General features: G+C 47.8%; 12 protein-coding genes. 2 read left to right on the forward strand and 10 right to left on the reverse strand.

The features are described 5' to 3' along the window. Positions 1 to 112: 112 nt before the first annotated feature. The 4 genes from KJS63_RS00575 to KJS63_RS00590 all read right to left on the reverse strand — a co-directional run bounded on the left by KJS63_RS00575 (position 113) and on the right by KJS63_RS00590 (position 3767). Positions 113 to 1027 carry an ArsR/SmtB family transcription factor gene (locus KJS63_RS00575; RefSeq protein ID WP_213617512.1) on the reverse strand — a complete coding sequence of 305 codons (915 nt, stop codon included), beginning with the start codon at positions 1025 to 1027 and terminating at the stop codon, positions 113 to 115. Between the two features lie 140 nt (positions 1028 to 1167). Then, positions 1168 to 2466: a hemolysin family protein gene (locus KJS63_RS00580; protein ID WP_213618284.1), complete on the reverse strand. Its 1299-nt coding sequence runs from the start codon at positions 2464 to 2466 to the stop codon at positions 1168 to 1170. A gap of 323 nt (positions 2467 to 2789) precedes the next feature. After that, positions 2790 to 3308 (reverse strand): spore coat protein GerQ, encoded by a 519-nt coding sequence (gene gerQ / locus KJS63_RS00585; RefSeq protein WP_213617513.1) that lies wholly within the window; start codon positions 3306 to 3308, stop codon positions 2790 to 2792. Positions 3309 to 3344: 36 nt separating this feature from the next. Further along, the gene (locus KJS63_RS00590; RefSeq protein ID WP_068617586.1) at positions 3345 to 3767 is read right to left on the reverse strand and encodes a cell wall hydrolase; all 423 of its coding nucleotides are present in this window, start codon (positions 3765 to 3767) and stop codon (positions 3345 to 3347) included. Positions 3768 to 4076: 309 nt separating this feature from the next. Here KJS63_RS00590 and KJS63_RS00595 point away from each other — a divergent pair, with 309 nt between their 5' ends. Further along, on the forward strand, positions 4077 to 5402 hold the full coding sequence (locus tag KJS63_RS00595) for an FAD-dependent oxidoreductase (RefSeq protein WP_213617514.1): 1326 nt from the start codon (positions 4077 to 4079) through the stop codon (positions 5400 to 5402). Positions 5403 to 5597: 195 nt separating this feature from the next. Here the strand turns inward: KJS63_RS00595 and KJS63_RS00600 are convergent, their stop codons facing one another. From KJS63_RS00600 to KJS63_RS00610, 3 genes are all read right to left on the reverse strand, one after another. After that, positions 5598 to 6026 carry a DUF2500 domain-containing protein gene (locus tag KJS63_RS00600; RefSeq protein ID WP_213617515.1) on the reverse strand — a complete coding sequence of 143 codons (429 nt, stop codon included), beginning with the start codon at positions 6024 to 6026 and terminating at the stop codon, positions 5598 to 5600. Between the two features lie 136 nt (positions 6027 to 6162). After that, complete coding sequence (locus tag KJS63_RS00605; protein WP_213617516.1) at positions 6163 to 7443, reverse strand: VPS10 domain-containing protein; 1281 nt, start codon at positions 7441 to 7443, stop codon at positions 6163 to 6165. Between the two features lie 94 nt (positions 7444 to 7537). Continuing rightward, on the reverse strand, positions 7538 to 8563 hold the full coding sequence (locus KJS63_RS00610; protein ID WP_244862455.1) for a polysaccharide deacetylase family protein: 1026 nt from the start codon (positions 8561 to 8563) through the stop codon (positions 7538 to 7540). A 306-nt stretch (positions 8564 to 8869) separates the two neighbouring features. Here KJS63_RS00610 and KJS63_RS00615 point away from each other — a divergent pair, with 306 nt between their 5' ends. Continuing rightward, positions 8870 to 9799 (forward strand): L-lactate dehydrogenase, encoded by a 930-nt coding sequence (locus tag KJS63_RS00615; RefSeq protein WP_068622229.1) that lies wholly within the window; start codon positions 8870 to 8872, stop codon positions 9797 to 9799. An 89-nt stretch (positions 9800 to 9888) separates the two neighbouring features. Here the strand turns inward: KJS63_RS00615 and KJS63_RS00620 are convergent, their stop codons facing one another. The 3 genes from KJS63_RS00620 to KJS63_RS00630 form a co-directional block, all read right to left on the reverse strand. After that, positions 9889 to 11439 carry a 2-isopropylmalate synthase gene (locus KJS63_RS00620; protein WP_213617517.1) on the reverse strand — a complete coding sequence of 517 codons (1551 nt, stop codon included), beginning with the start codon at positions 11437 to 11439 and terminating at the stop codon, positions 9889 to 9891. Between the two features lie 850 nt (positions 11440 to 12289). Beyond that, positions 12290 to 13375, reverse strand: a complete 1086-nt coding sequence (locus KJS63_RS00625) for a DUF3900 domain-containing protein (RefSeq protein ID WP_213617518.1) — start codon at positions 13373 to 13375, stop codon at positions 12290 to 12292. 80 nt (positions 13376 to 13455) lie between these two features. Beyond that, positions 13456 to 14370 carry a tyrosine-type recombinase/integrase gene (locus KJS63_RS00630; RefSeq protein WP_213617519.1) on the reverse strand — a complete coding sequence of 305 codons (915 nt, stop codon included), beginning with the start codon at positions 14368 to 14370 and terminating at the stop codon, positions 13456 to 13458. Between the last annotated feature and the right edge of the window lie 86 nt (positions 14371 to 14456).

The following is a 14456-nucleotide window of genomic DNA, read 5'->3' on the forward strand; positions in this document are numbered from 1 at the left end:
CTGGTTCTGTAAAGAGAGAACTGACACAAATTTCTCCACTTACAGAAAATTTTGTTCTTAAAGCATACATAAAAAGCCCTTTCTCCCTAAGGAAGAAAAGGCTTTGACTGATTTATTCCCCGCTTATATATTCCAGCAGATTTTTTTGGATCTCCTCCAGGGCTCCCGGTCTCAAACTATATTCGGTCAGCGTCTCCCCCTCGAAGTGGGCATAGATCAATCCAGCCCTCCTTAGATTGGAGATGTGGTCGTGGGTAATCCCCTTGGACAGCTTCATATGCCTGACAATCTCGATGAAGCTTCGGGGCCCCTGATGTAAATACCGGAGAATCTTGAGACGGCTCTTCTCGCCTATACTGCGCAGCATCCGGTAATTCTGCGGATTCATTACATCCTTGTTCTCAGGGAAATACACCCTTGCCGAGTAACAGCATAAGGTTAGCTTGCCGTAGTAATTAATCACATTAATGGGCTGAAAATGATACTGGGGAATTAGAATCACTTCCTCCAGTCCTTGAATCGGCTTAAACACCAGCCCGTTAGTTGTCGTATCAACAAACTGCTCGGTGGAAAGGCTGGGAAGCTGCTCAAGTCTCCTTCTTTTCTCTTCCTGCAAGGAGATGAGGATATCGGGGTTAATGCTGCTGAAGTACGCATGATTCCACTCTTCGAAGACCCGAAGCGTTCTGGCTCGGAAGCTGCTCATGTTGTCGGGAAAATAACTGCTGTATTCGGCGATCTTCTCATACATATCCCCAGGGCTCAGACTCTCCAGCCACTTAAGAAACCCCGTAACATCGGACTTGTCCGGGCATAAATGAACGAGCAGGAAGGTAAGCTTCCAGTCCGCATCAATCGCCATTTCGCTTAAAGCTGTGGCGAATTCGGGAGTCAACTTCATCCGGGCAGCTTCAGCCCAAGCTGATGAAAGATCCGTTTTCTTATAAGAACTTCTGCAAATGTATGCATGAAGGCTGTTTATCAGTTCATGAACCGGTTCAAACTGCACATCAAGTCGAAAAGCCAAATCTGTTCACTCCTTCCTTATCACATTATAACGTGAACGCGCTAAAGTCACTACATAGTGATGCGGCACATATTGTATATGTATTTGGGTACAGATGAAAAACCCAGCAAATGAATATGCTGGGTTCAACTGAGAAATGGCTATGCACCTGCTTCTTCCAAGGGCAAGAGCTCCTGTTTGAGCAGCTTAATCCGCGATATTCTCTTCTGGTCTGTCTCTTCGACAATAAAGGTGTGTCCCTCAAATTCGGCAGACTGTCCGATTCTAGGGGGAAGCACTTCAATTCTGGAATACAGCCAGCCACCGATCGTGTCATAATCATCGGAGTCCATTTCAAGGCCAAAACGGTCATTCACGGCCTCAATCAGCATCAAGCCGTCAATGGAATAGATATGTTCACTGATCTGTTCAAAACCAGGGCGTTCCTCGTCAAATTCATCCTGAATCTCTCCGACGATCTGCTCCACGATATCCTCCAAAGTCACAATTCCGGAGGTGCCTCCATACTCATCAATCAGAAGCGCAATCTGTGTCTTTCCACGCTGCATGCGTTTCATCAGATCGCTGATGGGAATAGAATCGGGAACGGTCATCATCGGCCTGAGCAAATCCCGGTAGTCCGAGCTTCCCGTACGAATCAGGTCTTTGATATGAATGAAGCCAATAATATGATCTTTATCATTGTCGCATACCGGATAACGGGTACGCATACCTTCGAGCGCGATTTCCAAATTTTCTTCAAGTGTATTTTGTGAATATAAACAGATCATTTCCGTGCGGGGGATCATGATCTCCCTTGCGGTTGTATCAGCGAACTCGAAGATGTTGTCCACAAGTGTAAGCTCCGTGCTGTCCAGCAGTCCGCTCTCACTGCTCTCCTTCATAAGCACCCGAATCTCCTCTTCAGTATGGACATTGTCCTGATCGGATGCAGGGTCGACACGCAGCAGACGGAGCAGCGTATTCGCAAGTCCGTTAAGGACCCAAATGAAGGGATAAGCAATCCGGTAAAAGATAGACATCGGACCGGCCGACAGCAGGGTGATGTTCTCCGCTTTACGGATAGCAATGGCTTTGGGTGCAAGTTCACCCAACACGATATGCATAACGGCAATCAGAACGAAGGCCACCGTAAACGAAACACCATGGACGAAGGCGGTTCCCCAGCCCAGCCAGGCAAATAAAGGCATCAGCATCGAGGCGATTAACGGGCCGCCCAGCCATCCGAGACCGAGTGAGCATAAGGTAATTCCCAGCTGGCATGCCGAGAGATAGGCTTCCGGATGGCTTACCATTCCTCTGGCAATGCGAGCGCTGCGGTTCCCCTCTTCAGCCAGGGCTTCAATCCGGCTGCTGCGGATTTTGACCAAGGCAAATTCAACTGATACAAAAAATCCGTTTAAAATCACTAAAACTAAAATAAGTCCCACTTGCAAAATACTTGGTAAAGGGTCACTGTCCAATACGTTTCCTGTCCACAGCTAGGCTGCGCGGCGAACAGGTGCACCTCCTTCGCGGTATAGAATCCAAATTAATAAATCTAGAGTTAAACTTCCTGCAAGTATGAACATTCACGAAGTTCACTCCATATTATTATATAATTATACCTTACACAGTCAAATTTCGGGATATGTCACTTCGACGTTAGGGTCACCCACATATTTATTCGGGTCCTACGATAAAGGACCGGGAATCCTTAAGCTGTACGCAAATAATCCCCCGGCCAGCATGCCAAAGGGGACTACAGCGGTAAGTTAATGGATCAGCGCGTTCCTTGTGCAGGGGGATTCCCAATAACACCAGGATATTGATAGACAAGCGGCTGATCAAACGTGGCAAAGTCCAGGTTGACCATTAGCAGAATCGTACGCACACCTGTGTTCGGATCACTGATAATAATGTGATCGCGGCCAGCGGCTTCCAGCACACCCTTAAAGATCTTGGCATTCCACTCCCGGTTGTTCTCATACGTCATATAGAACGTACCGACTTTACCAAGATTCAGACGTAGGATATTCTCGATAAAAGATTGCTCAGTTAAAGATGGTGGTGTGGCCACAATGGTCCCTTGCGGTGTGATCTGATTACCGCTGGCTACGGGTGGAAAAGTTCCCATGTTCGTGCCCACATTAGGCATATTCGTACCCATGTTTGGCATGTTCGTTCCCATACCAGGTCCCATAGTAGGTCCCATACCAGAGCCCATTGTAGGTCCCATTGTGGACCCCATAGTGGCGCCGCCCACCTTATAAGTCACCGGACGATATTGCGGGTTATACATTTGTCTGTTTCCTCCTCGGATATAGGTTGGAATTTCTTAATACACACTCGGACAATCTTCAGCCGTTGGTGCAAAGAAGCAATGCGCTTTGTACCTGCCTGTATTGGCCTGGTTATACCACGTGTCCGGGCAATCTCCCTGCGGGCGGAAAAACCACAGCGCGTTTGTGGCCGGCCAGGTCCGTTCGCCGCCGATGGCGCGCTGGGCGAGTCTGAGTTCTCTGTCCCGCGCTTTTTGGTAAAAGTAGCCCTTCTGGGTAGATTCAAATCCCCCTGGAGACTGGAACACCATCTGATTCATGGTCCGGATATTCTTGAAGTCCAGGCAGTCCGCCAGAATCCGGTTCACCCCCACATTGCCCACCATCAGCATGCCGGGCTCCTGATCTTCCTCGGCTTCGGCGCGCATCAACCGTGCCAGCAGCTTGACATCTTCTGAGTTTGCTTTGATGACCGCCACGCGGCTTTCCTCCTTCAAAACTCTTCATCAACGGTATATCCTATGTGCATTCGCCCATTTTGTGACTAAAAAATACACTTTTTCTTCTCGAAATTTTGATTTACACACAGGAAATGATTGCGATACCAAGTATGTACATTTCGTGTCTATTCCTATGGACGCGCTTTCATGAATAGCATATACTAAAAAAGAATCTGTAAATTACTCTTACATTTTGGACTGAACTAAAACGGCTGTTAAGTTCATCTCTTTAGTTCATTTCATAGAGAAGTGCTTTATAAGTCGGCAGAACTTTTAGGAGGTACTTTCATGAAAATCGCAATTATCGGTGGAGGTTTAGCTGGTTTGACCGCCGCCGCCTATCTATCTGAAAACCGCGAATTGGAAGGCACTGTATTTGAACGCAGCCCGCAGCTCGGGGGCCGGGCTTTTACTTATCAGAAATCCGGCTTCACCCTTAATTATGGAGCACATGCGGTCTATGGAATCGACCGCCACACGCTTCATCATATGGAAGAGGATCTAGGACTGGTATTTGAGAGCAAGCAGGTTGACAAACGCAAAGTCGTGTATGCGAAGAATGATCACCTCACCCCCGCTCCTCTTGATTTTGTGAATATTATGAAAACCGACGTTCTGACCGCAATGGAGAAAGTACGTTTTGTGGCCGAAATCGCAGCGATTATCGGAAATGTTCATCACCTGAAGAACTATCCGACTCTGGGTGATTACCTGGATAAGTCCAATGCGGCTGAGGATGTCAAAGAACTGTGGCAGCACCTGGTCTGCTCGAATTTCTTCATCACCCCCGGGGATGCCCGCAAGGTCTCAGGCGAAGTGATTGCAGAATACTATCATAACCTCTTCCTCTCTTCCAAGCCGGTCAATTATATCCTCGGGAGCTGGGCAACCATCACCGATCAGCTTCAGGACAAGATTAACCGCAACGGGAACTGGAACATCGCCTTGAAAGAGCCTGTAGAATCCATCACGCAAGAAGGCGGCCAGTTCATATTGAAGACGAAAGCCCAGGAAGCCGCAGTATTTGACAAGGTCATCATCGCGACTCCCGTTCAGCAAGCCGTGAAGCTGCTTGAGAATTCGGAATGGGCACAGTATCTAGAACCGTATCAGAACAACACATCCACTGAAGTTATGGTTTACGATTTGGGCTTCAAGGAAATCGTCGCCCGCCCGTTCCACTATATCAGCGATATGACCAACAAGATGTTCATCAGCGATGTATCTGCAACTGACTATACCGTTGTTCCTCCTGGCGGCCAGCTTCTGCAGGGAATCGCCTATTTGAATGACGACTTCAAGGATGAGGATGAGCGTAAAGCATATCTGGAGAAGAAGACTGCTGGCATGGAGTCCCTGTTCGACAAGTATTACCCAGGTTGGCGCGAGGCTGTAGAGGTCAAGCGGGTATCCAAGAAAGCCATGGTGTCCAGTGTCAAGAATATCAGCACGAACCGTCTCCTCCCTAACCATCTCCCGAATGTGCCATTCTACTTCTGCGGCGACGGATGTGAAGGTAAAGGCGAACTCGCCGAAAGAGCCTTCTCCAGCGGCCGTAAGGTTGCCCTGAAGCTCTTGAATCAATTAATCAAGCCAGAGCAGGTTACAGGATAGCCGGCAGATTTATCGGATCGCGAATTCCAAAGCTTGCTTAAAGCAGACTAACCCTCAGGCTGGCGCCTGGGGGTTAGTTTTTACTCATTTGCTATTCAGCCCTGCCCTTTGTTACCTACTGTTTAAGCAATCTGAAGCCTCCATGATGATAAAAAGACCCCCGTCCTTATCGGGTAGGACAAGGGTCAGACGTAATTAATACATATTGGAATGGCGCCTGTCATTTCTGTAATTCGGAAACGCGCCCGCAACCATTCTTTCAGTCCGCTTGAAACCCAGATAACGGCTCCCCTGTAAGGTAAGCTTGCCTTCATCTCCTTCAGCACACTGGCCAAACTCTTCCCCGCTGACGCGGAACTCTAGACGGTCTCCGCTTTCAACCTCAAACGTCACATAATACGTTGTGCTGGAATGATGCGCAGCGGAATTCTGGTCATGATGATGTGCGACCATGGTTCGCTTGCTGCTAATTATGGAATAGACACTGAGCACAGGCTGCTTGCTGTTTCGAAACCAGCGGTACACCCCACCAGATACGGTTAAGAGCGCGATAGATACGAGAACAATGAGAAAAATAGGTAGGAACGTACCGGCGATGTCGAAGACTTCGAAGCCAGAATGCATGATTTCTGCCCCCTTTCTACTGCGCCGGAGGAAGCACTTGCTTCCCGCACTATCCATGTATATGCGCTAGCCTGGCAATCTTGTATTCCCTTGACCCGAAAAAAGGACAAATTACAAAAAAACTGACACGGCTTGTTCAAAGCACGTGCCAGTGGACTCCACCGTCCTGGGTCTGCAGCAGAAGAGAACGTTTGAGATCGTTATTCTGAACAAGCAGCCACCCGACTTTTGAAGAGTAGAACTGAAATTTCACAACTTCCGGATATTTTGTCATCGTTTGTTTCAAGACTGAGCTCTCAGGCAGCTCCTGCCATTTGGTACCCTGGGTCGTTGTATGATAAACCTTATTGGACTGCAACGCCCATCCCTCTTTGCTGTTCAGGAAAGTAGGCGACAGCATCTGATTCACTCCAGTCTGCCAGCCGATAGGAAACGAAACGAAATTCCAAGTTTCACCGGCATCTTTCGTATAATATGCATTAAATTTCGTCTGGGCTTTACTGTTGCAGCCAACCGAAATCCAGCCTTCCTGAGTTCCACCTCTGAAGAAATACGGGGCGCTGCTGATAAATCTGGAGCAGCCCTGATACTTGTCCTTGTTAAAGAAGTTCGTGTTCTCCTTCCAGCTCATCCCCCCGTCTGTCGTTCTGTGCAGATGCGGGATGCCATTCAGAATGGAGGTGGCATAACCATGAAGCTCATCGGTGAATACCATGCCGCTGAGTGCCCCAAAAGTCGGACTGGAGTTATCTCTCTTCCCATCTTGGCCAATCAAACTGTCCATAATCTTCTCCCAGCTCACCCCACCATCTTTGGTCCGGTAAAGTGTCTTATGCATGTCCGGTGCATTCAGATCATCCTCTGTGATGATCCATCCGACATTCTTGGAGACAAAAAAAATTGCGATGGATTTGGCCTGCTGTGGCAATGAGGCCAGTTTCCAGCTGGCTCCTCCATCCACCGTACGCAGAACTACCGTTTCCGCTGATCCGAGTGAGTTGCGAACCACCCACCCTGTCTGCGAATCAATAAAGAAGATATCCTTGCCATATTGAGGGTTGCTCTGAAATTGAACAGATGACGAAGGGGATATATTGGTCCACACTTTGCCGTTATCCTGGGTTAGATAAAGGCGCAGTTCATTGCGGGTGGAACCCCATGCAATCCCCGTCGTATCGGATATAAGCTGAAAATCAGACAACCGGGTCTGAATTTGATATTTTTGCTTGTCCGGAGACTTGGCGTTTTCGTTAATCTTGCTGTTGGAATTTTGATTAATTACGGTAATTGTCTGTCCGGAGTCCTGAATTTCGTCTTTGGGTGGAATCAGAGCTTCATTGGATTTATCAGAAGTACAGGCCGTTAACAGTAGACTCATAACGAGCATAATCAAGGTTATTGAGCGCCAAGAGGTCAAAAGTCTGTTCCCTCCTCAGAATTGTAGTAAATATAAAATTGTAGGTACATCAATATATTATAGCATAATCTATCTATCTAACCGCAAATCATGGTCACAATCTTGTATCTTTCCCGAAGTTAGACACGATGTGATGGTCAGGCTTGTATACTGCAAAGGAGTATCCTTTCTGCTTCAAGTAAGCGATAATCCGCGGCAGAGCTTGAACCGTTTGCTTCTTCTCGTGCATCAGGATGATTTCCTGCTTCCGGTGAATTTGCCGTTTTACCTGTTGTACCACCTTATCCGGCTTGCCGGTATAACTCCAGTCTTGGGAATCTACGGTCCAATCCCACATTTTGAAACCTGCATGAGCTATATCCGTACGAAAGTTATATCCAATTTGCGGGGCACTTCCGTAGGGAGCACGGATTAATGTGGCTTTAAATCCTGTCAGCTTGTAGAGCAGGGCCTGTTCCTGTTTAAATTCATCAATAAAATGACTGGAACCTCCGTTTTTGTATAGCTTGTTGTAGTTGTGGCTCATGCTGTGCAGCCCGGCATAGTGTCCCTCCTTGAGCAGCCGTTCAATTGAAGACTGATTATCACGAAGCTGGGTTCCGATCATGAAAAAGGTGGCGTGAATCTCATTTTCCTTAAGAATATTGAGAATCTGCTCCGTATATTCATTAGGTCCATCATCAAAAGTGAGGTACACTACTTTAGTTTTTTGATTTGAGTCAGCGTTTAGGACTTGCGGTTTATTGTTCCCCCCCGAGATTACCGCTTTGTTATTACCACTGTCCGGGGTTTTGCCATTGTTCGTCTGATTTCGCTTGGAATCTTCCGTCCCAACAGGCTTCACGGTGTTCGGGCTCTTCTTCTGATCTGACGGTCCACCATCATTCGTCTTCTTAACACCAGCATCTACTTTTTGAGGTTCCTTGGAGTGGACGGCGGCAAGCTTTGGAAGCTCCGCTCCTGACTTATCCTGTTTCATATTATATGTAAGGATAACTGTCGTTGTTATAGCACCCAATAGTACCAGATTGACGGCTATGATAAGTCTGTTGCGTTTCTTTCTTCCCAGCTGAGCTCTCTCACTGCGTGTCTTGTTACTGCGTTCCATGATGATGTTCACCGTGTTCCTCTCTCTATGTTATATCAATAGGATAATATAATTATAGATGAGGAATCTTACAGAAAGGTTACACCTATGGTTACAATCTCCTAAACTATTAGTAAATGGCTAATTAGTTAACATAATATATATTATGTTAACTTTTATTTATTATTTGTCATTTTTGTGTACAATAGAGTTATCCTGCTTCTTCCTCGCTTACATAATTTAAACATCGCGTTGTAATCTGATGCTTATCGGGTAAAAATGGGGAGAGTAGGCTGATTGATCACACATAATAACGATCTTGCCAAGGAGATGATTTTAATGAAACCATCCAAAACGGGTTCAAGCAGAGTTGTAATTATTGGAACAGGAGCTGTCGGAGCGACCACGGCTTACACCCTGCTGCTCAGAGAACGGGTATCCGAGCTTGTCCTGATTGATGCCAACCATGAGAAAGCACTAGGAGAAGCACTTGATATGAACCACGGTCTTCCTTTTACAGGAGGAGTTAAATTATGGGCCGGAGATTACAGCGATTGCGCTGGAGCAGATATTGTTATTATTGCTGCTGGGGCGTCCCAGCGTCCAGGAGAGACAAGAATCGATTTGTTAAAGCGTAATGCCGGTATATTCGACAGCATTATTCAGAATATCGTGAAGTACAACGATCATGGAATTATCCTTGTAGCCACCAATCCTGTAGATATCCTAACTTATGTATCCTGGAAAAAGAGCGGCTTCCCCACCAACCGGGTTATCGGCTCAGGCACCCTGCTCGACAGCGCCCGCTTCCGCTATTTGATCGGCCAGAGCAAAGGCATTAACCCACGCAGCATTCATGCCCATATCGTTGGTGAGCACGGGGATTCCGAGCTTCCACTCTGGAGTCTTGCCAACGTGGCTGGAGTTGGGCTTGAATTCGAAGAACAAGAGCGTGAAGATATTTTCTCACGGACGAAGAATGCCGCCTATGAGATTATTAATGCTAAAGGCTCCACTTCTTATGCGATTGCGCTCGCCCTTGACCGGATTGTAGTCTCCATTCTTCAGGATGAGGGCTCTGTGCTTAACGTGTCTACGCTGCTCACAGACTATAATGGAATCTCTGATGTCTATCTTGGAGTACCGAGTATTGTGGACCGCTCAGGGGTGAGACAAATTCTCGACCTTAATTTGACCGACAAAGAGATGGAACAACTGCAGGCTTCTGCAAACAAATTGAAATCTGAAATCGAGAAGCTTGAGCTTTAAGATCACAGAAGGCAAGCGGCCCCTTTTCCAGCGGGCCGCTTGTTTCTTTCTGTCCGGCTATAACGCTCCGTCTAACCTGCCGCGGCCAGCTAGGATTGGATCGTTATATTTCCTTCCCGGTCCGGGCCGCTCTGCCGCACGGCAAGCCGATTCATCGCATCCAGATAGGCTTTGGCACTGGCTTCAATGATATCCGTACTGATTCCCCGGCCCCCAGCTGTATCCTCCCCCATCCGAATCACAACATGCACTTCTCCAAGCGCATCTGTTCCTTGGGTAACCGAATGAATCTTGTAATCCTCAAGCTCGGTGACAAGCCCTGTAGCCTTCTCAATTGCGCGATATACCGCATCAACAGACCCATTCCCCACAGAAGCCTCTTCGACGCTCCCCCCGTCCTCTTTAAGTATGCGCACGGCGGCTGTTGGCAGCGAACGGTTGCCATAAGAGACTTGCATGCTGTCCAGCTTGAAAGGCACTGGTCCCTCTGTGACATTCTCCATAACCAAAGCCCGGATATCCTCCGTAAGCACTTCCTTCTTGCGGTCAGCCAGATCCTTGAACTTGGCAAAAGCAATATTCAGCCGCTCCTCATCCAAGGTGTAACCAAGATCGATCAGGTGCTCCTTAAACGCATGGCGCCCAGAGTGCTTGCCGAGCACAAGCTTGCTGGCGCGGACTCCGATCGTCTCAGGTGTGATAATTTCATAGGTCTGCCGGTTCTTCAGCATCCCATCCTGATGGATTCCCGATTCATGCGCAAAAGCATTCGCCCCTATGATGGCTTTATTCCCTGGTACGGTAATGCCGGTAAGCTTGCTGACAAGCCGGCTTGTACGGTAAATTTCGCTTAAATTGAGCGTGGTCTTCGCTCCGCCATAACTGTCACTCCGGGTCTCAAGAGCCAGGGCCACTTCCTCGATCGCTGTATTGCCGGCGCGTTCACCAATCCCGTTGATTGTGCCTTCAATCTGATCCACGCCCCCATCAATCGCCGCAAGCGTATTCGCGGTTGCCATCCCAAGATCATCATGGCAGTGGGTGCTTAGCTGGATTCGTTCAATCCCGGCTACCCGCTCCTTCACTGTCTTAAATATGCGTCCGAACTGCTCAGGAGTCGCAAAGCCGACCGTATCAGGCAGGTTGACCACCGTGACACCAGCCCGAATGGCGCGCTCCGTAACCTCGCAGAGGAAATCCACTTCTGTGCGGCTGGCATCCTCAGCGGAGAATTCTACTTTGTCAAAGTATTTACGGCCATACCGGATTGCCGCTTCAAGAGTATCCAGCACTTTGGCTTTATCCATCTTAAGCTTGTATTCCCGGTGGATTGGCGATGTCGCAAGGAACAGATGCAGGCAAGGGTCCGCCGCATCCTTCAAGGCTTCTCTGACCGCATCAATATCCTGTTCCCTTGACCGGGCAAAAGCGACAACCGTAGCATTCTGAATGACCTTGGCCACCTCCTGCACACTGGCTACTTCGCCTTTGGAGGTGATCGGAAAGCCGGCTTCAATACGGTCAATTCCGAGCCGTTCCAGCTGTAGGGCAATCTCCACCTTCTCCTGAGAGGTCAAGCTAACTCCTGGCGATTGCTCCCCGTCCCGCAGCGTTGTGTCCAGTACATAAATTTTGCGCATGTTCATTCCACCTTTTCTTGTAATTTTATAGAAAAAACCTCCTTCATCCCCAGCTGCAGATTAGACTGCAGCTGGGGCGAAAGAGGTTCTTCTTCCACGGTACCACCCAGGCTTTGCTGCAGAGATTATCTGCAGCCTCAATGAATTACGGTGTGAACCGTAATTCTGCACGCTAACGGGTGCCAACCGGTTCCCCCTAACCTGCCTTATTATTAGGCGCTAAGCAGGCTTCAAAAGAACAGCTCCAAGGCGAGTCGGCTTCGGGATTAAGACGATGATTTCAGCGTGCTCATCGCTCTCTGGGCTTAAGTGCCCGCCTGCCTGCTCCTTGTCATTGCGAATGTCGTATTTGAATATAAAAAAAACCCCTATCATCCCTGCGCCAATATAAGACGCATTACAGGGACGAAAGGGGTTATCTTCCGTGGTACCACCCATGTTCACAGCAGATCCATAGGGACCGCTGCCTCAGGAGATCCAGATTAAAGTGCTGCTGGACCTTGATGCACGTTAACGGGTGCCATCCGGCTGTTCTTAGGGGATAAATATCCGTTCAGAACAGCAGCTCCAAGGCGAGTGGGTATCGGCATTATGGCGGAAATTTCAGCGTGCTTCCCGCTCTCTGGGTCATAATCAACCGAAACCGGCTCCTTTTCACAGCCAGTAAATTAAAAGGTTGCTGCTATTATATGCATGGATCAGAACAATAGTCAACATCTGGATAAATAATTTGTTAAAGCTTGATAAATTCGCGCCATATAAGAGTTATTCCTTATAATTAATATAATTAACTAAATTAATTAATGATATGAATTATATAATTTTGCTATAATTTTGACCCTCATCTTCATTATAAATCCTCAGTTTCTTCCGTCTTTTTCTCCAAAATTCTCTTGGCCACCACGTCGAAGGATTCTGGCTGAAGCAGCTCCACAGGAGAGAATCCTTTATCAAAAACGAACGAGTCCCCTTCCAGGACTACAGCATAACGTCCATTTAATTTGGCAATATGGATCTGCTCTCCGAAGTCTGCGAGTCTGCCCCGGACCATAGTATCTCCCAAACGGAACTTGAGCTCAATTTCGGGTTTGATCTCAATAATCCTCTCAGCAGCTTCAACTACAGCTTCCGGCTCCCATTTTTCTTGAATATCCCGTTTCTCACTCGCCGCCCAGAACTCTAACTCCCGCTCCACAGACTGGCGCTCCTCATGAGTTTCATCCGGCCACTTCGTCTCCACGTAATCCTGAACGAAATTCAGCACCTGGTCATTTACGATTTCGGGAATCGACTGCTCATAAGTAACGAACTTTAGAAAATCCTCGAAATAACGGGCATGCGAGGACTGATGGATTTTAAGCTCCCATTCCTCGAACATCCCTTCTTCCGGCATATACGGATATTGGATCGATTTCATGTTCCGTGCACTGATCGCCATCTCTACCTGATTAACCAGGCTCTTTTCATCAGAAATCCGGGCGATTTTCTGTTCGAAATCACATTTCAGCAGGAAAATGATTGGCGTATCGGAGTGGGTGGCCAGCTCTGCTTGCACAATAATCATGGCACCTCCACGTACCGCACTGGTATCCAAATAACTGCGCATTAGATCGTCACACGCATTCTTGAAGTCCTCCTTCTCACTTGCCGCCCGGAGCCGGGTGAATAGATTGAAGTTCGGATTGCTGTCCAATTCGTGGCCGGGTTCCACGATGAAGGTCCCTATCTTGGTGGGCGCCTGCTCAACAGAAGGGTTCTTCTCCACCTTCCGTTTTGCGATTCTGGTAAATTCCCCATCCAGAAACTTCTTAATTTCGCTGTCCACGTATTCATAGCCATCCATAGTCTGGTAATGCTTATAGGACCGGGTGCCTTGGGACTCACTCCCTTCCACCTGGATGACAAAGAAGGACAAAAATTGAATTGAGAATTGCATGAATAAGCTCCTTTATATAGAGTAAATGAATTTAGTGCAGCGATAAGTTAACATAACTTTTATTATGTTAACATGTTTGATTAAAGTGGAATTTTTACATCCAATCTGCCTACGGCCTCTTCTTTCTCCCGGCTCGTAATATGGGTATATATCGTCGTAGTTTGAATCGATGAATGGCCGAGAAGCTCCTGCACGGTCCGAAGATCGGCCCCTTTTCTTAGCAGCATCGTGGCAAAAGAGTGTCTCAGCTTATGACTGGAATATGCCACTCTTCGCTCGGGAGGAATCTGCTGCTGGAACCGCGCAAACGTATCTGCCGCAATCTGCTGTATACACCGGATTGACAGCCTTCGGCCTTTTTGGGAGATAAACATTGCCGTCTCTTTAGCTCTCCATGGGTTCAGCCTCTCATTTACGGCCAGCTGCAGCACTTGGCTTACAGCTTCAGGAACTGGTACCGAGCGCCATTTCCGGCCTTTTCCGTACACGTTTAACAACCTGCGTTCCGGATTGTAATCGGCAAGGTTAAGTGAGTGAACCTCTCCAACCCGCAGGCCCATATACGCCATCAACAGGAACACCGCCAGATTGCGGAGCCTGTGCTTGCCTTCAATGGACTGCATAAATCTTCCCAAGTCATCTTCATCCAGAAATACGGGAGCGCGGTGCTTGTCCATTTTGGATTTCTTGATCCCTGCAGCAGGATTGTCCTTATACAGCTCTAGTTCGATTAACGCCTTGAAAAAACAGCTGACCGAAGCATGCTTCCGGTTCCGCGTTGAATCGCTCACTCCCCTCTCCCGAACGGAAGATAAGAAAGACACGATGTGAAACTTCTTCACACTTTTCAGTTCTCTACCACCTAATGTGCTCAGGAACTCCCGTACATCGCTTAAGTAGGATTTTTGAGTATAAGTCGTATATCCTGCGTCTTTCATCCAAATCAGGAAGGCCTCAAGTTCGTCGGCATACCATTCATTAAGGGAATCCGGCATATGTGACGCCCCTCTTTCTCTGCAAAATCTAATTCTATCACAGCTGATATCAAAATTGGTCATAGAATTGAATCTATCATTTGATC

Origin of the sequence: Paenibacillus sp. J22TS3 (assembly GCF_018403205.1) — a bacterium.
Classification (GTDB): Bacteria; Bacillota; Bacilli; order Paenibacillales; family Paenibacillaceae; genus Fontibacillus; species Fontibacillus tuaregi.